Source organism: Lacticaseibacillus sp. 22 (assembly GCF_055413445.1).
Genome location: NZ_JBVAYD010000006.1, coordinates 78956 through 102042, shown reverse-complemented (window position 1 = coordinate 102042; position 23087 = coordinate 78956). Strand labels below are relative to the sequence as shown.

24 protein-coding genes are annotated in these 23087 nt (G+C 48.5%); 6 read left to right on the top strand and 18 right to left on the bottom strand.

Annotated elements, in window-relative coordinates:
• Positions 1–191 precede the first annotated feature (191 nt).
• The 3 genes from ACWP87_RS04880 to ACWP87_RS04870 all read left to right on the top strand — a co-directional run bounded on the left by ACWP87_RS04880 (position 192) and on the right by ACWP87_RS04870 (position 3042).
• The gene (locus tag ACWP87_RS04880) at positions 192–902 is read left to right on the top strand and encodes an NUDIX hydrolase (RefSeq protein WP_005684951.1); all 711 of its coding nucleotides are present in this window, start codon (positions 192–194) and stop codon (positions 900–902) included.
• A gap of 112 nt (positions 903–1014) precedes the next feature.
• A complete protein-coding gene (locus tag ACWP87_RS04875) occupies positions 1015–1575 on the top strand; it encodes a cysteine hydrolase family protein (RefSeq protein WP_005684952.1) in 561 nt (186 codons plus the stop codon).
• 33 nt (positions 1576–1608) lie between these two features.
• A complete protein-coding gene (locus ACWP87_RS04870) occupies positions 1609–3042 on the top strand; it encodes a nicotinate phosphoribosyltransferase (RefSeq protein ID WP_005684953.1) in 1434 nt (477 codons plus the stop codon).
• A gap of 124 nt (positions 3043–3166) precedes the next feature.
• Here ACWP87_RS04870 and ACWP87_RS04865 read toward each other — a convergent pair whose 3' ends face one another.
• From ACWP87_RS04865 to ACWP87_RS04795, 15 genes are all read right to left on the bottom strand, one after another.
• Positions 3167–3865, bottom strand: coding sequence for a glycerophosphodiester phosphodiesterase family protein (locus ACWP87_RS04865; protein ID WP_005684954.1), 699 nt, complete (start codon positions 3863–3865; stop codon positions 3167–3169).
• A gap of 56 nt (positions 3866–3921) precedes the next feature.
• Positions 3922–4332 carry an arsenate reductase (thioredoxin) gene (gene arsC, locus ACWP87_RS04860; RefSeq protein ID WP_005684955.1) on the bottom strand — a complete coding sequence of 137 codons (411 nt, stop codon included), beginning with the start codon at positions 4330–4332 and terminating at the stop codon, positions 3922–3924.
• Between the two features lie 94 nt (positions 4333–4426).
• Positions 4427–5800 carry an ABC transporter substrate-binding protein gene (locus tag ACWP87_RS04855; RefSeq protein ID WP_005684956.1) on the bottom strand — a complete coding sequence of 458 codons (1374 nt, stop codon included), beginning with the start codon at positions 5798–5800 and terminating at the stop codon, positions 4427–4429.
• A complete protein-coding gene (locus ACWP87_RS04850; protein ID WP_005684959.1) occupies positions 5797–6612 on the bottom strand; it encodes a carbohydrate ABC transporter permease in 816 nt (271 codons plus the stop codon). Before ACWP87_RS04850 ends, ACWP87_RS04855 begins: the two co-directional genes overlap by 4 nt.
• Positions 6609–7541, bottom strand: coding sequence for a carbohydrate ABC transporter permease (locus ACWP87_RS04845; RefSeq protein WP_005684960.1), 933 nt, complete (start codon positions 7539–7541; stop codon positions 6609–6611). The genes ACWP87_RS04850 and ACWP87_RS04845 overlap by 4 nt, the downstream gene beginning before the upstream one ends.
• Positions 7531–8646 carry an ABC transporter ATP-binding protein gene (locus ACWP87_RS04840; RefSeq protein WP_005684961.1) on the bottom strand — a complete coding sequence of 372 codons (1116 nt, stop codon included), beginning with the start codon at positions 8644–8646 and terminating at the stop codon, positions 7531–7533. Before ACWP87_RS04840 ends, ACWP87_RS04845 begins: the two co-directional genes overlap by 11 nt.
• A gap of 229 nt (positions 8647–8875) precedes the next feature.
• Positions 8876–10165 (bottom strand): MFS transporter, encoded by a 1290-nt coding sequence (locus ACWP87_RS04835; RefSeq protein WP_005684962.1) that lies wholly within the window; start codon positions 10163–10165, stop codon positions 8876–8878.
• 160 nt (positions 10166–10325) lie between these two features.
• Positions 10326–11111, bottom strand: a complete 786-nt coding sequence (locus tag ACWP87_RS04830; RefSeq protein WP_005684963.1) for a serine hydrolase — start codon at positions 11109–11111, stop codon at positions 10326–10328.
• Positions 11112–11240: 129 nt separating this feature from the next.
• Positions 11241–12266, bottom strand: coding sequence for a serine hydrolase domain-containing protein (locus tag ACWP87_RS04825; protein WP_005684965.1), 1026 nt, complete (start codon positions 12264–12266; stop codon positions 11241–11243).
• Positions 12250–13170, bottom strand: coding sequence for an N-acetylmuramic acid 6-phosphate etherase (murQ, locus tag ACWP87_RS04820; RefSeq protein WP_015765095.1), 921 nt, complete (start codon positions 13168–13170; stop codon positions 12250–12252). The genes ACWP87_RS04825 and murQ overlap by 17 nt, the downstream gene beginning before the upstream one ends.
• Positions 13079–14026, bottom strand: coding sequence for a MurR/RpiR family transcriptional regulator (locus ACWP87_RS04815; RefSeq protein WP_005684968.1), 948 nt, complete (start codon positions 14024–14026; stop codon positions 13079–13081). Before ACWP87_RS04815 ends, murQ begins: the two co-directional genes overlap by 92 nt.
• On the bottom strand, positions 14023–14508 hold the full coding sequence (locus ACWP87_RS04810; protein ID WP_005684969.1) for a PTS sugar transporter subunit IIB: 486 nt from the start codon (positions 14506–14508) through the stop codon (positions 14023–14025). Before ACWP87_RS04810 ends, ACWP87_RS04815 begins: the two co-directional genes overlap by 4 nt.
• Before the next feature lie 103 nt (positions 14509–14611).
• Positions 14612–15448 (bottom strand): PTS system mannose/fructose/sorbose family transporter subunit IID, encoded by an 837-nt coding sequence (locus ACWP87_RS04805; protein WP_005684970.1) that lies wholly within the window; start codon positions 15446–15448, stop codon positions 14612–14614.
• Positions 15441–16271 carry a PTS mannose/fructose/sorbose/N-acetylgalactosamine transporter subunit IIC gene (locus tag ACWP87_RS04800; protein WP_005684971.1) on the bottom strand — a complete coding sequence of 277 codons (831 nt, stop codon included), beginning with the start codon at positions 16269–16271 and terminating at the stop codon, positions 15441–15443. The genes ACWP87_RS04805 and ACWP87_RS04800 overlap by 8 nt, the downstream gene beginning before the upstream one ends.
• 697 nt (positions 16272–16968) lie before the next feature.
• The gene (locus ACWP87_RS04795) at positions 16969–18036 is read right to left on the bottom strand and encodes an endonuclease/exonuclease/phosphatase family protein (RefSeq protein ID WP_005684974.1); all 1068 of its coding nucleotides are present in this window, start codon (positions 18034–18036) and stop codon (positions 16969–16971) included.
• Between the two features lie 148 nt (positions 18037–18184).
• Here ACWP87_RS04795 and ACWP87_RS04790 point away from each other — a divergent pair, with 148 nt between their 5' ends.
• The 3 genes from ACWP87_RS04790 to ACWP87_RS04780 all read left to right on the top strand — a co-directional run bounded on the left by ACWP87_RS04790 (position 18185) and on the right by ACWP87_RS04780 (position 20666).
• On the top strand, positions 18185–19117 hold the full coding sequence (locus ACWP87_RS04790) for a DHH family phosphoesterase (protein WP_005684975.1): 933 nt from the start codon (positions 18185–18187) through the stop codon (positions 19115–19117).
• Between the two features lie 209 nt (positions 19118–19326).
• A complete protein-coding gene (locus tag ACWP87_RS04785; protein ID WP_005684976.1) occupies positions 19327–20184 on the top strand; it encodes an aldo/keto reductase in 858 nt (285 codons plus the stop codon).
• 50 nt (positions 20185–20234) lie between these two features.
• Positions 20235–20666, top strand: coding sequence for a MerR family transcriptional regulator (locus ACWP87_RS04780; RefSeq protein ID WP_005684977.1), 432 nt, complete (start codon positions 20235–20237; stop codon positions 20664–20666).
• Positions 20667–20792: 126 nt separating this feature from the next.
• On the opposite strand, the gene ACWP87_RS04775 is transcribed toward ACWP87_RS04780, so the two are convergent.
• The 3 genes from ACWP87_RS04775 to ACWP87_RS04765 are packed head-to-tail and all read right to left on the bottom strand — an operon-like array spanning position 20793 to position 22879.
• Positions 20793–21539, bottom strand: coding sequence for a hypothetical protein (locus ACWP87_RS04775; protein ID WP_005684978.1), 747 nt, complete (start codon positions 21537–21539; stop codon positions 20793–20795).
• A 36-nt stretch (positions 21540–21575) separates the two neighbouring features.
• Positions 21576–22502: an ADP-ribosylglycohydrolase family protein gene (locus ACWP87_RS04770; RefSeq protein ID WP_005684979.1), complete on the bottom strand. Its 927-nt coding sequence runs from the start codon at positions 22500–22502 to the stop codon at positions 21576–21578.
• A 56-nt stretch (positions 22503–22558) separates the two neighbouring features.
• The gene (locus tag ACWP87_RS04765; protein WP_005684980.1) at positions 22559–22879 is read right to left on the bottom strand and encodes a DMT family transporter; all 321 of its coding nucleotides are present in this window, start codon (positions 22877–22879) and stop codon (positions 22559–22561) included.
• Between the last annotated feature and the right edge of the window lie 208 nt (positions 22880–23087).

Genomic DNA, 23087 nt, shown 5'->3' with positions numbered 1-23087 from the left:
CTTTTCACCTTCTTTATTTTACCTGACAATCAAGCTTGCCGTCAAACAAAATCCATCTATCGAAAACCATTTTTTGAGATTAGCAAGAAGAGTCGCCCCAACCTATATGCATCAGCCTCAAGCCAACCCGACCACGTTTTGCTATAATCAACTCCGTACATACCCTATCCACAAAAAGGAAGATTGATGCTATGGCGGATGAATTTATTGCCCATCCTTTGATCACCATTACCAACGTTATCTGGAGCTTTTCGCGTACCACCCGGCAGTTGCAGATCTTGTTGATTCATCGCGCGGATGATCCTTACGCCGGCTACTGGGCCCTACCGGAAACGACTTTGCGTGTGCGCGAAAGTGCTGATGCAGCGGCGATCAGGCTGATTCGCGATAAAATCGGCGTGCATGTCAATCGCGGATCCACGGAGCAGTTAGCCACGTTTACGGACCCGGCCCGCACACCCGGCGAGCGGGCTTTGGCGCTGACTTACATGACATATCTGCCGACGATGCCTAAGTTACGGCCCGGTTATGGCGCAACCGATGCGCGGTGGTTTGCTTTTAGCGCCACTGCCAACGATTATCAGTTACAAAATGGTGCGCTCACGTTTCAGTTAGATCAACAGGCGGCGCATCTGGCTTTTGATCATGCGCGGATTCTAGGTGTCGCTATTCGCCGGATCCGCAATAAACTTGATTATCAACCCAGCATTTTGCAAGTACTCGGCCACACCTTCACCTTAAAAGAAGCACGTGAAGTTTACGCGCCTTTTCTCAATACGACCGCGGCCGCCATTGACAACTCTAACTTTAAAAAGACGCACCAGCATCTTTTTGTTGAAGTCGGCACTGCCCATGATCGCACGCGCAGTGGCCGTCCGCCTAAATTGTTTAAACTTGCCTAGTTGAAAAATACCCGGAACCCGCGTATCGTAGACAACAAATAAAAGTCTAATGTACTTTTATACTACGTGAGTTTAAGTAAATTTTACTTTAATTAGAAAGGAAGCCTCAATAATGGCTCATTCAAATGAAGCATTGCTCATTATTGACTATACTAATGACTTTGTTGCCGATAAAGGTGCTTTGACCTGTGGCGCGGCTGGGCAAGTGTTGGCCCCTCACATTGTCGCTTTGGCTGATGAATTTTTGCAACAAGATGGCTGGGTATACTTGCCAACCGATGTGCATACACCGCACGATCCGTATCATCCCGAAAGCAAACTGTTCCCGCCGCATAATGTTCGCGGGACTTGGGGGCGGGCGTTCTTTGGTTCGCTTGCGCCTTGGTATGCGGCCCATAAAGATGAAGAACGGGTGAACATGTTTGATAAAACCCGCTACTCCGCGTTTGCCGGAACGCCGCTGGATCTGCGCCTACGTGAACGCAAAATCGACACCGTTCATTTAGTCGGCGTCTGCACCGATATCTGCGTTTTGCATACGGCAGTTGATGCTTACAATCTCAACTATCAAATTGTCGTCCATAAAAATGCAGTTGCGGCTTTGACGCCAGCTGGCCAGGACTGGGCGCTGGACCACTTTGCACATGTTTTGGGCGCCGAAGTAACGGATTAATTAACCACGGACTGATAAAGAAGGCTTTTAAAGATGAATATGAATCAAGCAATGTTGACGGATCTCTATGAATTTTCCATGGCCAATGGGTATTGTGCGACCTTACCGCATGAAGACCAGGCCGTTTTCGATATTTTCTATCGCAATGTCCCGGATCATGGCAGTTTTGTTATTGCCGCTGGGTTACAACAAGTTGTTGAAGCGTTACGCGACTTTCACTTCGAGGATGCAGATATCAAATATTTGCGTTCGTTGAAACTTTATTCGGATACATTTTTAGACTATTTAAAAACGATGAAGTTAGCTTGCACGGTGACGGCTTTACCAGAAGGCACACCCGTCTTTCCGCGTGAGCCGCTGTTAACGGTGCAAGGGCCGCTGATGCAGGTCCAGTTGCTGGAAACGCTGCTGCTCAACATCGTCAATCACCAGTCACTCATTGCAACCAAAGCCCGGCGCATCACGGCTGCGGCTGAAGGACGGCCGGTTATGGAATTTGGTGCCCGCCGCGCGCAAGGACCGGATGCCTCGGTTTATGGAGCGCGTGCTGCTGTGATTGGCGGCTGTGCCAGCACCTCCAACGTCTTGGCTGCACAACGCTTCAACATCCCGGCTGCCGGAACAATGGCCCACAGCTGGATCGAAGCCTTCCCCGATGAACTCACCGCTTTTCGTGCCTGGGCTAAAGTCTATCCTGACAACAGTGCGTTGCTGGTCGATACTTATGATGTGCTCAAGTCCGGTGTGCCCAATGCGATCACCGTTTTTAAGGAACTCAAGGCAGCCGGCCATCACCCGGTTGGTATCCGCATCGACTCTGGCGACATCACCCAGCTAGCGAAACAAGCCCGGAAAATGCTCGATGACGCCGGCTTCCCCGATGCCAAAATCACAGCTTCCAATGCGCTTGATGAAACCGTCATTCAGTCCCTACTTAAAGAAGGCGCACCGATTGACAACTTTGGAATCGGTGAAAAGTTAATCACCAGCGCCTCATCTCCGGTTTTAAGCGGTGTTTACAAAATGACCGCATTGCAAGCAAACGGCAAGTGGCTTCCTAAAATCAAGGTAAGTGCTAGCCGAGAAAAGACCACTTTACCAAGTCATAAACAGGTTTATCGCCTGTATCACTGTGATGATCAAACGGCTTTTGCGGATGTCATTGCGTTGGCTGACGAAAACCTGCCTGCAGAAATTGCCGCGGTCAATGCCAACCCGCTGGCTACCCAAACGCAAGTCACCTTACGCGATTTCACTGCCGAACCGTTATTAAAACCGGTCTTCCCTCAAGCACAAGAGCCGCTCACGACCGATGTCTTTGCCATTCAAAAACATATGCAAACAGCACTCGGACACTTACCAGAAGCAACGCAACGGCTCGTTAATCCGGATCTCTATCCGGTTTACCTCACGCCGAAATTGGCAGCGTTACAACAGAAATTGATTGATGAACATCATCAAAATTGATCAGGGCGCGTGTTTTTAGGCGTTTCTTATTTTGAGTATAAAAATCAAAAACTGCTTCGAAAGCAAGATTGCTTCCAAAGCAGTTTTTTAATTTCGTGAATTAAACATCGCCTTGAGCTGCATTTTAAACCGGCGCCTTAGCTTCTTTGGCCACCAAGTCGCGCATATCCATTGCTTCTTCAAAACGATTGGTAATGATCCCGGTGACGTAACGTTCGCGCATCAGTTGTTTCATTTTCAGCGGATCATCAACTGTCCAGACGCGCTGGGCTTTGTTGAGGTGGCTGTTGTAATGTTCAATGTGGACGGCTTCCAAATACGATGGTAAGGTGGCGCCGGTTAGAACCCGACTCGTTAACCAAGCCGTTTTCATTTTCGGCGCAAGGGTATGAATGACGTTAATACTGTCGTGATTGAATGAGGAGTAGATGACGCGATCCTGCATATTGAACTGCTCAACGTAATCTTGCGTCAGCGCCTCAATGCCCGGATAGCGGATCTTGCCGGTTTTAAACTCAATGTTAACCATCACGTCATAATGGCTTAAAACCGTCAATGCTTCCCGAAGCGATGGAATGTGTTCGCCATTGGCCAGCCGCATCCCTTTTAGTTGCGTCCGGGTTAAATCCGCAATCCAGCCAGTGCCATCGGTTGTACGATCAACCCGTTCATCATGCATGATCACCAGATGCCCATCCGCACTCATCTGCACATCGGTTTCAATGCCATCGATGCCATGCTCACAGGCATATTCGAATCCTTGCAAACTATTCTCCGGAAAACGCGCCGGATAACCGCGATGTCCATAAATTGCTACTGTCATCATGAGCCTCCATTTCGCATACTTTACTGATCAAAAACCGTCTGCGCCAAGCTATATCAGGCGTCTGCTTTCAAGGCCCGCACATGAGCTTCAATTTGATCGCGGACTTGGCGAAAAACCGCCAACACCGCTTCTTGCGAACCACTCGCCGCTGCTGGATCCGCCAGCGGCCAATGCAAACGGCGAACGGTTGGCGGTGTCACCGGGCACCGATCCCGCGCATCCCCGCAGAGTGTCACAATCAAATCAGCCTGCTGCAGTTCGGCTTCTTTGAGCACTTTTGATTGCTGTTGCGAAATATCGATGCCTTTTTCTGCCATGACCTTAACCGCCAGTGGATTTAGGCCGTGTGCTTCGATGCCGGCACTTTTCACCTGCCACTGACGCCCCAGCAATTTTTTGGCAAATCCTTCTGCCATTTGACTGCGGCAGGCATTCCCTGTACAGAGAAAATAGACTTTTGGCATGATCACGACCAGCTCCTTTGCGATAATGATGTCTAACGTTATCTTGATCATACGCGGGTTACGGTCGTTGGGCAATATGGATGCAACTGGCAACTTAACGCTTGTAGTCCAGCAGGTTGCCACTGACGGAATTGGTCTTTGAAATGGCCGTATTCGTATCGGCTTCCGCTTCATCTAAAGCCTTCTTAACATCGGCACCGCCATAAATCTGTTGCATAGCCAATTCAACATTTTGCCGTTCTTCTTGGATATTGCTGAAGAACGCACCTGCTGTGGCCGCATTGATATGACCTTGGTTCAGTTGTTCAATCGGAACCGCTAAAGCAGGGTTTTTCTTAATTGCATCAGCCAAGCTCTTTACTTGGTTGGCTTTTTGGTTAACCGCAAAATAGCCCGTGCCGAGTTGCCATGTTGCTTGAGACTTAGGCGTCATTAGATACTTCATAAACTGCCAAGCCCCTTCTTGGACAGCGGTTGGTTTGTCCTTAGTAATCCATAGACTTGCGCCGCCAATCGCTACACCATTCGCTTTGGTACCATCCGGATGCGGTGTGAAGGTCACGCCGTATTTAAATTTGGCGTTCGTTTGTAACTGTCCTAACATAGCAGAACTTTGCATGAAGATGCCGACCTTTTGCGCCAAAAACGCCGCGCTCTGGTTGTTAGCAGCTGCTGATCCGGTCCCAAAGTTTTGGAAGGCGTTTTGTTTGATCACGTCTTGCAGCCAATTCATACTTTTGACCATTTCCGGCGAGTTCAATGTGGCACTGGTTGCCATCGCTTGGCGGCCGTTATCGTGGTTGACGACAAGTGAATTTTGATTGGCAACCAACTCTTCCGGCAGCCAGCCATAGATCTGCATCGTCATCCCTTTGACCGCACCTTTACTCTTTTGAGTCAACGCAACCGCTGCCTTGGTCACGTCGCTATACGTCGGTGACAGTGGCAAATCGGGAATACCATACTTTTTAAACAGGCTCTGGTTGTAGTACATAACCGAGCTGGAGGAGTTAAATGGCATGGAAGCTAACTTACCATTGATTTTATAAGCGGCTGTCACCCCTGGATACAATTGACTCAAATCATAGTGGTCACGATCAATGAACTTTTGTACCGGTACCGTTGAATTCAAGCCGATCATCATAGACTGGTTGGCCTGATCACTTTGAATCAAGTCAGGCGAAACATTACTGCCGACCGTATTGGCATATTTCATAATCGACAATTCATAACTGCCGGCGTAAATCGGCTTAACCGTGTATTTGGTCTGACTCTTGTTAAATTGATCGACTAAGCCTTCCAGAACCTTTTCATTCGGGCCATTCATCGAGTGCCAAAACGTGATGGTCGTGCGCCCGTTGTTATCAGCAGCACTGGCCGATTGTTGGTGGGTGAAGAAAAAGCCAAGTCCGAAAATAACAACAATCGCTGCGACTATCGCAATAATCTTCTTATATGTGGTTTTCAACCCTTCGTCCCCCCTGCATTCAAATTACGCTTGAAGAATTTCTGGCCAATAAGCAACAGTGCCAAGGTTGGTAACAACACAATGATCGCCGTGGCCATCACCATCCCCCAGTTGGCGAACGTATCTTCCGCCTGTAACTGCTTCAAGCCGACTTGAACTGGCCGGAAATCATCCGAGAAAGTCGTAATCAACGGCCACAGGTATTGGTTCCAATGGGTCAGGAACGTATAAAGGGAAAAGGTGATCAACATGCTGCGACTATATGGCACCGCAATTTTCCAAAGAAACTGGAGGCGGCTAAGGCCAAGATACTTACCAAAGTCCACCAAGTCGGTTGGAATCTGCAAAAAGGCTTGACGCAACATGAAAACCCCAAATGCTGAAGTGAAAAATGGAATCGTCAAGCCAGCATAATTGTTCAGCCAGCCGAGTGCTTTTACCGTCTGAAAATTAGGAATGATCTGGGCTTCAAACGGCAACATCATGGTGATCAAAAAGGCAAAGAACAACTGCTTTTTGTAGCGGAAGTTCATAAACGCAAAGGCATAAGCAGCAAGTGTACATAAAACTAATTGGCCGATAGTGATTAATCCGGCGGTCACAAACGAGTTAATCATATAGCGAATAATCGGTGTGGTGACAAATGCCTGCCAATAGTTATTAAGCGAGATATTGGTGGATAAGAAGTTCCCCGCCGCAATATCTTTTGTCGGTAGTAACGATGCCCAAATCCCCAACAGAATCGGGAATAAAAGTATCACCGCAACCACCGTCAATAAAAGATAACGTGCTCCGTGTTTGACATGTGTCATGCGTAATACACCTTCCGTTCTGTGAAATGGAATTGAACCCAAGTGGCCAAGGCAATAATGACGGTTAGCACAATGGATTCCGCACTGGCCGTTCCAAAGTTGTGGAAAGCAAAGGCATCTTGATAAATCTTATATGCTAGGAAATTCGTGGCATTGTTAGGACCGCCGCCTGTAATTAAGTCAATCTGGGCAAACATTTTGAACCCATCAATGATTTCAACCACAAACAAGAAGAACAGGGTTGGCGAAATCATCGGAACCGTAATCTTGAGCGTCTGCTTGAATTGTGACCAACCAGCAATGTCAGCAACTTCATAGTATTCTGGCGGCACACTTTGAAACGCACTCAGAAGAATCAGAAAGGCAAAACCCAATGCCATCCAGACGCTGGCCAAAACGATGACAATCATGGCACCGGTCGGATCAACCAACAAGTTGGCATTGGTGACGCCCAGCGCTTTTAAGGCAAAACTGGCGAGGCCAACAGACGGATTGAACAAGAACAGCCAGAGAATCGAAGCAGCGGCGGCACTGGTGCCCATCGTACCGGCAAATGCCGTCTGGAACCAACTGATCCGGCGTAACTTCATCGTTGCCAAACGTGCCAAAATAACACCAAGAACGATGGTCGCCAAAGCAAAGGCAACGACATAGACTAAAGTGCCCGTCAGACTCTTCAGGAATAAAGGATCCTTGAAAATATCAAGATAGTTACCGAGTCCGACAAACTTAGCTGATTCGCCACGAATGTTGGTTGCAAAAAGGCTGTTGTACACCGTCATGACCATGGGATAAAAGGTAAATAAAGTTAGGATCAAAAGTGACGGCATCAAAAACCAGAATGCTGGCTTATTATTTTCCCGAATCGTTGCGGCGAGCTTGCCTTGCGATTTGGCCGTCGATTTATTAAGTTCCTTATTAAGCTCCATAAGCGGCCGCCTCCTTAACTGGCGCCACGGCAATCCGCTCACCGTCATCAATATTAAAGAGATGCCATTCATCGGCATTAGCCGGCAGTAATAAATTAAGCTCAGCGCCAACCGCTACGGTGAACTGTTCCGGTACCCGACTGACCAATGACTGGCCATCAAAGTCGCAGAAAATCAAGGTGTCATTGCCAAGCTGTTGCAAGCTCTTCACCTTGGCTGTAATGGTATCCGGGTTGGCAATCGAAACCGGTACCAACTTCTCCGGCCGAATGCCAAGATGATAGGAACCAGCCGGCAAGTCAAACGGAAGGACAAACGCATTGTCAGTCCAGAAAGTATCGCCAATGCTAAAGCGATCGCCTTCATCGCTAACCGTAATTGGCAGCAGATTCATTTCTGGGCTGCCGATAAACTTGGCAACAAATTCATTGGCAGGATGATTATACAAGTCCAGCGGGGTGCCTAGTTGCTGAATCTTTTCATCGTCCAACACAAGAATCCGATCGCCCATGGTCATCGCTTCGACTTGATCGTGGGTAACATAAATCAAGGTCATGCCAATTTCACGATGCAACCGCGCAATTTCTTCACGCATTTCGGTTCGCAACTGGGCATCAAGGTTTGACAACGGCTCATCCATTAAAACCACCGGCGCCTTGGTTGCCAAAGCACGCGCCAGACTCACCCGCTGCTGTTGCCCACCAGAAAGCTCTTTTGGTTTCCGATCACGCAAATCGGTCAAGTGCACCAAGTCCAACGCCCAATCCACGCGCTTGTTTTTTTCATCATCGGTTAAATCCTGGTTCTCCAAGCCGAAGCGGACGTTTTGAGCAACGTTCATGAATGGCAGCAGCGCATAGTTTTGGAAAACCATCGCCAGCTTGCGATCTTTTGGCGGCAAATCCGTCACATCGCGTTCATTAAAATAAATCCGTCCATCCGTGACACTGGTTAAACCGGCAATCATCCGCAACAGCGTACTTTTACCGGAACCAGATGGCCCAACCATAACAAAAAATTCGCCAGGCTCAATCTCGACGGAAATGTCGGATAGTACTTTGGTGTTGCCGAAATCCTTTGACACATTTGCTAGTCGAATACTCATTCCTCATCAACTCCTTACACTGAGACTACCAAGCCTTTGTAAAGATCAGTGTCAAGTCGATGTATTAATTATGTAAGCATTCTGTAAAACGTATCGTTCCAGCTTGAAATTTTTCAATTTAACGCTTCATCCGCGGCCATATTCAGCTTGATAGCCATGCAAAAAGCGTTGGTGAACGACTGCTATTCCGCTCACCAACGCTTTTCCACAAAAGTAATCTCCACTACTACTATTCAATGCCTTCCTGAACGAACACCCGCAAGATTCGCGGTGTGATAGCAATCATGTAAAGCAACGCCACAATCCCGCTGTATACAAAGACGAGGTAATTCTTCGCGATGTTTTGAAACAGGAACGTATAAAAGAAGGTTGCCACCGGGGTCACCGAATTATTGATCGTCATCAACGTGGTATTGACCCGGCCCAAAAAAGAAGTCGGGACCGTTTTTTGGATTTCCACCTGAATGACAATGTTAGGAATCACGATCAAGAATCCTAGCACTATCATCAGAATCGTGCCGGGAATCGTCACGCCACTGGCTGTTTTGGCAACATTAAACACGCCGCCTAATGCGATCAAAAGCACACAATCCGCTAAAACCGGCCCGAGAATCTTAAGGCGAATCCGTTTCTCACCACTGATCGTACTCATAAACAAACTGCCAATCAAAATCCCGATAGCAGAACCGGTTTCCAGATACCCGATCGGTGCACTGCCCAGATGCAGCGTATTCGTGATGACAAAAGGCATGCCAACCGTGACGCTGGTGAAGCTAAAATTCAAAACCACGCCAACCATGATGACCCCCTTAACCAATGGACGCGTTTTGACATAAGCCATACCTTGTTTAAACATTGCCAATGGCCGACTGGCAGCGTCATTTTTCGCGGTCGGCTGCCGCTTGGTCACATGAAACTTCATCGTCAGCATAATCAAAAACGAGACCGTTGACGAAACCATTTCCACGAAAATAAAGGCTTCAAACCCAACAAGCGTGTAAAGTCCCAAGCCCAACATCGGTGAAAAAATCGAGGAAATGGAGCCAGCCGTGGATGTTAGTGAGCTTAACTTTTGAATTTTCCGTTCATTAACCAATTCATGGACAGAAGCGGCATAGGCAGTTGAGCTGAAATCACTGCATATGTAGTCAATAATGGCAAAAAGAACAACCGGAACAAGTTTTTGCACGCCGGAAAACCCCGGTAGCGCCCACGCGAACAGCCCTAGCCCCAGCAAACGCACCAGATTGCTTACGATTAGAATACTTCGATGCGGATAACGATCAACAATGCTGCCCATAGGAACAAACAGAAGCAAACTAACCAGCGGCCCGACAATTGTTGATAAACCGAAACTGATCGCCAGGTGCGTTTGATTCAGCAGCATCAACCCCATCCCAAACGAAAACATGCCGCCACTCAATGAGCCAATTAGGTTGCTAGTGAAATCTTTACCAATTTGAAGATTGGATTCCCGATCTGTAATCAGAACCGGGCTGGTTGCGTGGGCTACCTGCATAGGCTGTCAGCACTCCTTCGTTTTCCTCATTTTTCCATAATAATTATTAATCATATTATAATAATTGCTACAAAAATAAAACCCCGCCTGCACACAAAGTCATGGAACAAGACGCTTGTGTCCAGGCGGAGCTTAAGCCGCTGCCAACTCAATTTATATTTCAGTGTAGTCGACTCCGGCGCTGCTGAAAGTCATCCACGATTAACGCACCAACTTGTTGATTAAACCGCACGGCCGCTTCACGCTGATGATCAAACGTTGTCAAAACAACTGCATACAATTGTTCACCCTCAGCCGCAAAACAAGCCGCATCGTGTTCGCAATTCGGCAATTCACCAGTTTTCCCCGCAGTCCAGCCAACAAAATTCTTCATGGTTGGTGCCAGCAGCAACTTGGTACGATTCTGTTGATGACGCAGGGCACGGGCACACCAGTCACCGTCAGCTGGTCGGCACGGTGGGGTCAATAAGGATCGCAATAAACGCCACGTTGCTGCGGCCGAGATCCAGTTGTCATTGTCGGTATGCGGCTGCATCAAGGCACGGTTTAATTTGGCGCCCGGAAACTGCTGATCCAACCATCGCCCCACCGTTGTTAGCCCATACGTTTTCAACAAAGCATTGGCCGCTAAATTATCTGAAACCATCAACATTAAAGTCACCAAATCGCGCACACACCAGGATGAATCGGCCATGAACCGCAGTACCCCTGCGCCGCCAACCGGCCGTGGTAATACTACTTTCCGCTGCCACTGACTGGGATCGGCTTGTGCCTGCGCTTTAACATAGGCAGCAATCCCCAACTTAATCAAACTCGCCGCGGGGAAAAGCACATCGGTTCGCGTACCAAAAAGCACCTGCCGCTCATCAGCAAGTAACAAAGCGTGCGATTCACCAAACTGTTGCTGCAGCTGATCAAGTTGTGCAATTAAGTGGTCATGCGCCATTTCACATTATCTCCGATCGCAAGCCAGCCACCATCACTTGCGACAAGCGGTGATGACTAACCCAAGTTACTATCGATCATACACCCACGCATGGTCGTCCTGCCAAGAGCCAACCAAGTAACGCCCAACCTAATCCGGCCAGGAAGTTTCAATCCCGAAAAATTGAGTCAGCAGTTCCCGGCGGATGTGTAACCAAGCGCGGTGCGTCCGACTCGGATAAATTCGATTAGTTAAACAAACAAAGCCACGCTGCGTATCGCGATCAAATGCAATCGAAGTACCTGTGAACCCAGTGTGCCAATATTGATGGCGACCTTGAGCCCAGCAGCGCCAGCCCAACGTCCGCCCACCAACACAGTAACGCTCAAGCAACGAAAATGCCGCCGGAGGTAAAACCTTCTCACCATGCGACACTGGCAAACCAGCCAACAGCCGGGTAAAAGTCGTCAGATCGCCTAACGTTGAAAATAAACCCGCGTGACCGCTAACCCCGTCAAGCAAAAACGCTTTATGGTCGTGAACCGTCCCACGTAAAACCCCACCGCGTTCTGGCACATTTTCAGTCGGCACAAAATTGCTTGGTGCCACTGCTTGCGGACAATAACCGGTCGCCTGCATCCCCAAAGGTTCAAAAACATGCTGATGCAAGCTGGCGGCGAGTGACCCATCCACTGCCGCAATTGCCCAGCCTAGTAATATAAAGTTCAAGTCAGAATACAGGGTGGTGGTGTCTGGCGGGGCAACTGCCGCCATCGTTTTGACGGCCTGAATCAACCCTGCTCGATCAAGTGCATGCGCGTTAGGGACGTCAGCAGGTAACCCGCTGCGGTGCAACATGAGCTGTTCGATGGTGAGTTGTGGGTAGCGCAATCCACTGACCAGCGATCCAGTCGGCTGATCCAGCTGAATTTTCCCCGCCAGCAGCAATTGTAGCAAGCGTGTTGTCGTGCCGACGACTTTGGTTAACGATGCCAGATCATACCGATTCTGAGGCATCAGTGGCAAATGGTCGGCACCGGTCCCTTGAAAGCCTAAAAAATGCACGGCATTCTCGTCCGCCCCGACCATACTAAACGCCACGCCGAAAACTGCCTGCTGCTGAATTGCTGCGGTAATCGGTGCCAACAACGACTGCGGTTCAGACGCTTTTGCCATGCGCTGCCTCCCAAGCGGTCAAAACATCACTAATCACGCCATCATGAGCAGCCAGCACTTGGGTCGCCGCAGCAGCATCCAGACCGGTTTTGGCCATCACGATCGCAACCGGAACCTTGTGTGCAGCTGCCTCTAGCAAAGATGCCGCCTGAGTCGCGCCGACACCAGTTGTTTCGGCAATAATGCGTTGCGCGCGATCCACCAGTTTGGCATTCGTTGGCAACACATCAATCATTAAGTTACCAAAAACTTTGCCCGCCCGAATCATCACGCCAGTCGAAAGCATGTTCAGCACCATTTTCTGCGCGGTGCCGGCTTTCATGCGCGTTGACCCGGTAATGACTTCCGGACCGACCACGGGGGCAATGGCAATATCGGCATGGTTGGCAAGTAAACTGGCGGCCACGCAGGTTACGGATATTGCTAACGCCTTTACTTGTTGCGCATACGTCAACGCGCCAATGGCATAAGGGGTCCGTCCAGAAGCCGCAATGCCAATGACCGTATCGTTGGCATTCAGGTTCAACTTCCTGAGATCATGTTCGGCAAGCTCAACTGAATCCTCAGCGCCTTCAACTGACTTAAACATGGCTCCCATCCCGCCGGCAATCAAGCCCACTGCTCGTTCTGGTGGAATCCCATAAGTTGGTACCAATTCCGCAGCATCCAAAACCCCTAGCCGCCCGGATGTACCGGCACCGGCGTAAATCAGCCGCCCACCGCGATTATAGCGCTGACTGGCTTCATCGATCGCCGCGGCAATCTGGGTTGTTTGCGTAGCGATGGCCGGGGCGATTTTGGCATCCTCATGGTTAATCAGCGCCACGATTTCCGGCGTCGTCATGGTGTCGATGTGCATGCTGGCGGGATTTCGTTGCTCGGTTGTTAAGTCTGCGATTGACATATTTATCCCCTCGAATCTTCAACTCTCCAGTTAATTGTGATGTTGCCCGATAATTCTGTTCGGTTTGCTTAATTTCGCCATGAACCACGCCGAGAAAAAGAATATTGGCAACATAAGTCTCCGTAAACATTGACGTCACGGCTCCGATTCGTAACAACGGCTCGGTCGGCGGCAAGGCAATCACACAACTGGCCGCATCGCGCAATGGGCTTGGCTCGGCACGCGTCACGACAATCACCGGTGTCTGATTCCGCCGCGCTTGCTGGGCTGCCAACACGACTTCTTTCGTCAGCCCGCTATAGGAAAAGACCACCACCGCATCAGCCGCCGTTGTATAATACACGCGCTCTAATGCCGTGTGCGCATCGGCGTCAAAAATAGCCAGATACCCTGCCCGAATGAGTTTTAAATATAAATCCTGGGCGACTAACGCCGACGCACTCATGCCGACAAGATAAATATGCCGCGCATGGCGTAATGTGGTAATCGCCGTTTGAACTGCCGCTTGATCCAGCTCGTCCGGTAAATCGCGAACTGCCGCAATCGCCGTCTGACTCAATTTTCGCATCATCGTTGGCAAATCATCATCATCCTGAACAAGCGGATCGAGTGGCGTCAGCGCAGGGGCTTGCGTATCCCGCACCAAGGCGAGTTTAAATGATTGCAAGTCCGGATAGTCAAACAACCGGACAAACCGAATCACCGATGCTGCCGACACGCCGCTAGCCCGGGCAATCTGCGCAGTTGTCTGAGCGATAAAGGCCTCGGCATCGGTTAACACATAGTCGGCCAAAGCGCGATTCACCGGACTTAATTGCGGCAATTGCGCCTGTACCTTCGCTAAAAGTGCCTTCATTCGACTTTATCAATAAAAGTAGCAATCGAGGTCTTACTCTCATTGGGCACCATCTGCGCAGTAATGGTAATCCCTTGCTTGAGTAAGCGCCGAATAATCGCAATATCATCGGCAGTCACCGCCACTGATGGCTTAATCTTCTTTGACCCCGGCTTTTCAGACAGATTACCCACATTAAAAGACGTGATCGGCACGCCACCGTCAATTAACTTCGCCATATCCGGAATATTGCGGGTAATGACGAAAACCTGATCAGCGGCAAACTTGCCATTTTGCAAATTTTCAATCGCCTTGGCAACCGAGCTAATCGCCAACTTTTTCCCTGCAGGTCGGGCGATCTTCAGTCCTTGAATCGCCATGTCATCACGAACCACCGCATCATTGACGACCATCAGCCGATTAGCGCCCACCGTATTGGTCCACACCATCGCCACCTGGCCGTGAATCATCCGTTCATCAACGCGTGCTGCCACAATTGTCATTCGAATCTTCCTTTCACCATAACGTTTGAACTCAGCATGTGTGCTGATCGCCGTTTCACGTTAGTACTTAACAAGCTGGCGGATCTTCTTTTGAAAAGCGTCCTTAAACTAAGCTGCCAATCCAGCCGAAAATCGCGCCTAAGTTGCCGAGAACCATGCCGATGAGGATTAAAACAAAAATCAGCCGAGTCGAGTTCATATGCTTGCGTCCCAAAATCCAATAAGAGAACAAGGCAATCGCCAGCGGTATCAAAGCAGGCATGATCTTATCCAGCATATCCTGCACATTCATCGTGACTTTGCCGACTTTATAGGTTAAATCGAGTTTGTAATTGATAACTGCAGGAATCATCGCACCAACAACGGTTAAGCCGAGAATCGAAGCACCTTCCGTGAAAGTCGCCATGCTATCGGCAAAAGTCGTCGCCAACCGTGTCCCTTGAGCCAGCCCGACATTAAATAACTTCCACCGCACCCATAAAATAACCAAACAGCCAATTACAGGAATCAGCAGGCCAATCGGTTGATTCGATAAGGCCAAATATGCCGTAATAGAATAGATAATCGCATTATAAATCGCGACAAAAATCGTATCGCCAACGCCGGCAAACGGACCCATTAACCCTGTTTTCAAACCGGTAATCGCTTTTTCATTTTCATCGTTCATGCCCAATTGATCTTGCAAGGCCACATCCGCACCGACAATCAAGTGTGCCATTTGCGGGGTGGTATTGAAGAAGCCCATTTCCATATTGAGGGCTTGTTTCATTTTTGCCGGATCATCTTTGTATAAACGTTTCAGCGCTGGCATAACCGAATAAGCGTAACCCAAGCCTTGCATCTTTTCGTAGTTCCAGCCCAGTTGAAGTCCTAAGACATTGTGGATGAAAATCTGCTTAAGATCTTTTTTGGTTAACTTACTTAATTTCAACTCAGACATCGATCTCGACCTCCTCATCATCGCTATCACCGCTGCCGCCATTATCTGGCTTGCTCGGGCCATTGCTACCGTTGCCATTGTGCTTGCGTTCGTTAGCATCTAAGACATGTAACGCCGCGAAGACGAAGCCAACCAACGCCGTGCCCAGCAAAGAGAACGACTTTGCAAAGTAAGCCATTAACACAAAGCCGAGAATGAAGTATGGAAAATATCGTTTAATCGGCAGATACCGCATCAGGATCGCAATCCCCATAGCCGGTAAAATAATCCCGGCCGTCTTCAAACCGGTCATCAACCACGTCGGAATCCAAGCGTTGATCGCCTTAACCACCGCAGAGCCAAAGAACAAGCCGACAAAAACCGGTAACATCCGCGAAACTGTCCACGGGATAATACCATAAAGATTGTTACGCTCGACGCCTTTATAATCGCCTTTAGCCGCCAACCGATCCGCATGATGCTGGAAAATCGTATTCGTCATCCGCGCTAAAATATCCATCTGGGTCAGCAGCAAGCCAATCGGAATCGCCAACCCGATCCCATAGGCAGCCCCGCGCCCTGCCATAATGGCAAACGCACTGCCCATGATCGATCCGGAAAGAAAGTCTGGTATCGTCGCGCCGCCATAAGTAGCGACCCCCAACGTTGCCAACTGCAAAGTCGCACCGACAATCAAGCCGGTTTTCAAGTCACCCATGACTAGACCAGTTACCGCCCCACCAAACACCGGTGAAAATAATCCGATCTTCAATGAGAGTGCATCAAGCTGTGCCAAGCCAACATAGATGGTTAGAAAAATAAGTGCAAAAGCAGATATTGCCATGATGTTTCCCCTCCCTACAAAGATTTCATTGCTCAACCTGATTATGGCGCTATATGAAACTCAATTTCAAGTATTTGAGTTAGATAAGTTTACAATGAAATTTTGTTTCTAGGAGGACACGGAAAATCGTGTGTACCAATTCGCAACTGGTAAGCCCGTTGCATTGGTTAAACAGCCATAGAAAACTGTATGCGGTTAAAGTCTGCCCATTGCCAAAATATGGTAGCAAGAACAATTAATTGACGGTCAGAAATATATTTGCTATTTTCCATATGCGAGCGGTTACATTGTGTTTTATTTTTTAAGGGTAGGAGATATCCATGAAGAACGTTCTGTCGAAATCTTTTTCAGCATCCGTTAAATTTTCAGTGATCATCATCCCGTTAATATTCATTCGGATACTTTGGGACACCTTCACTAAAGAAAGTGCGTCGCTTCAAACCTATCTCTACCTTTTCCTCCGCACATTAGCTGGGGCTTTTGTCTTCTTTTTGCTGTTATTTTTAATTGGAAATCTGGTCAGACATCATAAGTAATCCCTTAGTCTCGTCTGTGGGCATGAAGCAAATCCCCTGCCGAAACTTTTATCAGTCAGTATTAATAAACAGAATGACCGCAGAAAGAAAAGCACGGGCTACTTTCCTATGAGACCGGAAATAGTCCGTGCTTAATCGTATGCAATAACTTTAGCGAGGTTTTACTTCAACTGGAACTTCAACACCACCGGATTATGGTCAGAATACTGAAATCCGGTCGACACAACATGGACACTTTCCGCTTTGATATTTGGCGACAGAATATAGCCGTCAATCAAGGTCACAAAACTTTTTCCCGGCTTATACGGCTGGTCCAACGCGCGTACTGATGGTACCTTCGCCGCTGCCAGTCCCATTGTCGGGATATAAAAGCCGGCTGGTAACTTTGACTTAGGAAACAGATGCGTCCAGGTTTCGTCTAAGTCCTTGGTGTGAAAGATTTCGGCGGTGTTTTTCAAGAGCCGGTGGTTATAATCACCTGCCACCATGACGTAGTTGCCTTGCTGGTAGGCATGATTGATATATTTAAATAACTTGGCGAACTGTGCCTGTTGGATTTTGACATTGGGCGTGAAGGCGGACATGTGGATGTTCACCATGATGAATTGCTTACCGTTTGCCACCGTGGTTTTCGTTGCCGTGAACGCGCGATCCAAGTCGATAATTTTATTGAAGTCAGTGTCCACCGGTAAACTGTAGCGGCGGGCGCTATCGACTTTGGCCTTACTCAAGGTTAGAATCCCGGACTTAGCCTTGCCGATCGGTTGATTAAACGGGTAAAACAGATACGCCGAATCGTAATTCTGGCCGTAAACGTTAGCGTATTGCCGTTGCGCATTCGTCACCATCTCGACTTCATTCACATGCCGCGAACGATCGCCATCCGGATCAATTTCCTGATAAAAAGCGATGTCCGGCTTCTGCGCCTGCGTGGTTTTGATCACCCCATTGATGCTTTTCCGCACGGCTTGTTGGCTATAAGCACGCGAATACTTACCGCCGTCCATGAAAAAGCTATAACTGGGCGGATAGGAGCCGTAGCCGATGTTGTACGTCATCGCTGTGTAGGTTTGTCCGGGCTTAAACTGCGCACTTTGCTGATGCTTAACCTTCAACGCTTGATCGTCTGGCAAACGATAATAAGTCGTAAAAAGATAAATCAAATAACCGCCTGCTGCCAGCACCATCACGCCGATAAGTGCCGCTACCCATTTCAATAGTCGTTTCAAGCCGCCGCCTCCAATAAGTTTGCTTGCATTTATTATAGCAGTTGTCTTTTTCCTTGAGACCGGTACGATTAAGGAAGTAAGTGTCAGGCAACGATTTTTGCCAACGGACTGTCACCGCAAACATTTTTATCAAGGGAGCTTACTTTACATGTCAACCGAAATCAAACAGATCCTTGCTGCTTTTGAAAAATTCGAGACCATTATCATTCACCGGCACATTAACCCTGATCCTGATGCAATTGGCTCACAAACCGGACTGGCCTTGCTACTGCGCGCGGCCTATCCGCAAAAAACCATCTACACCGCCGGACCAGCCGCACCGGATCTGGCGTGGATCGGTCCGCAGCAAGACGTCCCTGCCGCTGCGTATCAACATGCGTTAGTCGTCGTGATTGATACGTCCAATCGTGAACGCGTGGCAGGTTCGCTTTTTGAGCGCGGGGCCATGGTGATTAAAATCGACCACCATCTGGAAGAAGAACCATTGGGCGCCATCAACTGGGTTGACACGAACGCTTCCAGTGCATCTGAAATGGTGTGGCTGCTGACCCAACACAGCCAGCACCTGACGCTCACGCAACCAGCCGCCGCAGCTCTGTATGCCGGCATTATTGGCGACACCGGCCGCTTCCTGTACGATCTGACCACCGCTCAAACCCATCGTGCCGCTGCCGACTTACTCGCCACCGGCATCGACGCTCCAGCAATCGGCCGCCAAGAAGATCAATTCCCGGAAAATGTCGGCCGCCTCATCGGTTGGGCACTTGAAAATGTCCACATCACTACAAATGGTGCCGGGTCGCTGATCATCACGCAAGCTATCCTCCAGCAGTTCGGTTTGCAGTATGGCGAAGAACAGCGAGCAGTTGGCAACATCGGCAAACTCGCCAGCATTGATCGCTGGGTCGTGTTCACCGAACGCCAAGATGGCAAATATCGCGTTGAATTACGCGGAAAAACGAAGGAGATCAATACGCTTGCAGTCCGACACGGCGGCGGTGGTCATCCCTTAGCCAGTGGCGCTGTGGCTGATGATGAAGCCGAAGTTCAGGCAATTGAAAAGGAATTAGCTTCTGATTGAGGACAACTTGGATCAGGAACCAAACGACTCATTTAACTGTGGTTCAGGGTTTGAATAACGTATCCTCAATACAGCACATCTGAATGAATGAAGTTTGCACTTGGGTGACCAAAAGGAACTAACAATTCGGTTTAACTTTTCCCTTGCTTTGGAGTGCGCTCCAAGGTTTATAACAAAGTCAGCAAATAAAAAGAAAAGAGATTTTACAAATGCAGACTTTTACATTAAACAACGGTGTCGAGATTCCCGCACTAGGCTTTGGCGTGTTCCAAATTCCGCAAGATCAGACAAAACAGGCGGTATTGGAAGCCTTGAATGTCGGCTATCGGCATCTTGATACGGCACAGTCTTATATGAATGAAGCTGAGGTAGGGGAAGCCTTGGCCGCAACCAAGATCCCTCGTGATAAGATTTTCCTGACGACCAAGATCTGGTTAAGCAATTACGGTTACGAAGCGACTGCAAAATCCGTGGAAGCCTCACTGACAAAACTACAAACGGATTATTTGGATTTAGTACTGCTCCACCAACCCTATGGCGATATTTTTGGCTCTTTCAAGGCTCTGGCCGATCTCCAAAAAGCGGGAAAGATTCGCGCGATTGGCGTATCAAACTTCAATAGCGAGCGTCTGGCCGATATTGTGGCTTTTCAAGATGCTCCAGTTCAAGTCAATCAAATCGAAATCAATCCCTTCTACCAACGCGAGCAAGACTTAATGAACGCCAAAGCACGCGGTCATGTTCTACTCGAAGCATGGGCACCTTTTGCTGAAGGGAAAGACGGTATTTTCTCAAATAAAACTTTAACCACCATTGGAAAAAAATACGGCAAGTCTGCGGCACAAGTCATCTTACGCTGGAACTTTGAACGCGGCATCGTCAGTCTTGCAAAATCTGTCAAACCTGAGCGCATGGCTCAAAACATTGACATTTTTGATTTTGCTTTGACCCATGAGGATAAAGCCCAAATTGCCACACTGGATACCAATACTAGTCAATTCTTTGATCACAACTCTCCTGACTCAGTAGATATGTTTGTGAAGTTTCTGCAAGAAAGAGACATCTAAGATTGATTGGCCAGTCTTCACAAATCGAAAAATAGTGAGTGATCAAAATTATGAATATCAAAAAAGCTGCTGACCTATTTGATTTATCACCAGATACGTTGCGTTATTATGAAAAAACAGGAATTGTGCCGCCTGTTCATCGCGCAGCTTCGGGATTTCGTGATTATCAAACGCGCGATTTAAACTGGATCTATTTAGTAAGAAGTCTGCGCCGCGCAGGCATGGGCATTGATGCTTTCAGGCAATTCACGCAGCTTGCTAAAAAGCGCGAGTCAAACAACGGCTCATCACTCAAGCAAGTAGATGCTGCACAGAAGGCAATCTTACAAAATCAACTTATTGAGCTTGACGAGAAAATTGCCGAACTCCAACAAACACGAAAAATTTTGGCTTATAAGATTGCCACTTACGAAGATCACATCGGCAAATTCAAGAACGGTGAATGGGATGCAGAAAATCAAGAAAAGCTATGGGAACGCTAACTTTTTGGCTCTCACTATTTTTCAGAGAATGCTAGCCAACTGGCCTCAATTTCTGTAGACTCGCTGTTAAACGTTGACTAAGTAACCAGAGTATCTCCGTAGCCACTTTCGAATGCAGAAAGTTGGCTATTTTTTTCGCGCCAAAACAATAAACCGATCCTCAAACGTTGTGACGCTGCCGACACTGGCAATCATATCTTGGAGCTGATGCAGCTTTGGCATAGCCTGATTAACGTCAAAGTTTGGAAACTCCCACGGGATAACCGTTGCGTAATAAACAATCGCGCCAACATCCGTGAAACGCATTTTGACAAACGCAGCATCTGCCTTCAAGATTTCAAACCCGTTATCCTGCAATTGCGTCAATACTTGCGGAAGGTTATTGTCAGGAAAAGCGGGTACATACGCGGGATCTAGAAACCGTGACAACGAGTAATTGTTAGTTGCGCCCACCTGCTGCGAAACGAAGATCCCCTTTGAGCGAAGTACCCGAGCAATCGCCGGAATTGGCAAGCCGCCATGACTGTTGGTCACGATATCAAAATACTGATCTGGCACCTGCGCCATTTGTCCATCCGGATCGGCATAAAGCGTCACCCCTTGTGGCACCAAGGTTCGCTTCAGCAAGTCAATGTTGGGTTGCCAGCCTTCCGTGACCGAGGTTTTAACAACCGGGTGTTTAAACGTCTGCATCAGCTCGCCACCCCCTGTGTCCATATCCAACCACTCATCACTAGACCGGAGATGCTGCTGTACCCACTCACTATAATCCCATGGCAGCGACTCGGTTTCACACCGACCCTTTAAGTGACTAAAATCCCAACCATGCATTGCTAGGTGACTTTCTTCAAGCCACGATGCTTCTTCATTCATGTCGTATTCACACCTTTTTTAATTTGACTCGTTCATTTACGCAAACTTTTGTGCAAACGGCCGCATGTAAGACTCCGCCAACTCACGGTTTACAATCGCGTGCCACCAGACTTCCGGAATGACGCCTTTTCCGCTAGCAGCCAGCAAAGAGGCCGCGATTGTCGCAACGGTGTCTGTATCTTCGCCTAAACTGGCTGCTGTCATCACGCCTTGTTTGAAATCAGTAGCGTTGCCTGCGACCCAAATGGCTGCTTCCAGCGAATCCACTACATAACCGCTCGATTTGATCGCCGATTGCGGCAGTGCCATGAAATCTGCGGCAAACAGGCGCTTGAAAGTCGGTAATTCTGCCTGCTCATCGCTTGGTAAAGCCACTAGTGAAAAGTTCACCGCCATTAAAGCTTGAGTTAACGATTTTCCATGTAACAGTTGCCACAACGTTTCGAGATAAATCACACTGCCAAGTACAGCGCGGGGATGGCGATGCGTCATTTGGGTGTAGGCACGATAACTTTTGGCGCGCGTGACAAATCGCGGCTCAGCGTATAATGCCACTGCCAGCGGAGCCAGGCACATTAACGCCCCATTACCATTGGCAAACTCAGAAGGATCCCCGCACATGGTCGGCTCGGCTTGCTCAATAACATAAGTGCGAATGGCCTTAGCACAGGCATTACCAATATCAAACAACTGCCCGGTTGGCGTATACGCACCTGTTTCCATGTAAGCTGTTAATCGATCCATCAATTTGGCATAGCTGTCAGCGTGTGTCAGATGATCAAGTAGCGCCAGCGTCAAAGCAGTATCGTCCGACCACGTCCCCGGCGCTTGCTCCCAGAAACCACCGCCCACCATTTCCGGAGCAACAGTGTATGTGCCACGTTGCTTGAACTCATATGGCACACCAAACGCATCCGCGACAATTGCCGCTTGAAGCATACGCATAATCCGATTCGGTGACATTACCTCACCTCCAGTTAATGGTTTAAGTCTAGCACGCAAAAGGTGAAAATCCTCACCTAATCGCCACTCGTCACTTTAATTCCGATGATGCCAATGACCAACAACGCAATAAAAAACCAAGTCGCCGGTTGTAACTGGTCCTTAAATAAAACCACCCCGACAATAATCGACCCCACGGCACCAATGCCAGTCCAAACCGGATAAGCCAGACTCAACGGCAAATGCTTCACCGCCAATGCCAGAAACCCAAAGCTGAGAATCATCCCGGCTAATGTTGCCAAAGCAAAGCCCAGGCGCGTAAAACCGTGAGATAACTTCATAAAGGTTGCCCAAACAACTTCGAATCCGCCTGCTAACACTAAATAAAACCACTGCATTTTCTTGTTCCTCCTGTCATTTAACCCGTCCGCTACCCAATAAAAAAGGCGACAGTATCCGCAACCGCTGCATAGACCTAATGCGGTTGCGATACTGTCACCCGGTAGTGACTGGTTATTGAATTGCGATTAATAGTTATCTTTTCACATATTTTAGGGGGTGTCAAATTAGACGTGCACGATGACGATGTAAGCTGTCCGCTTATTA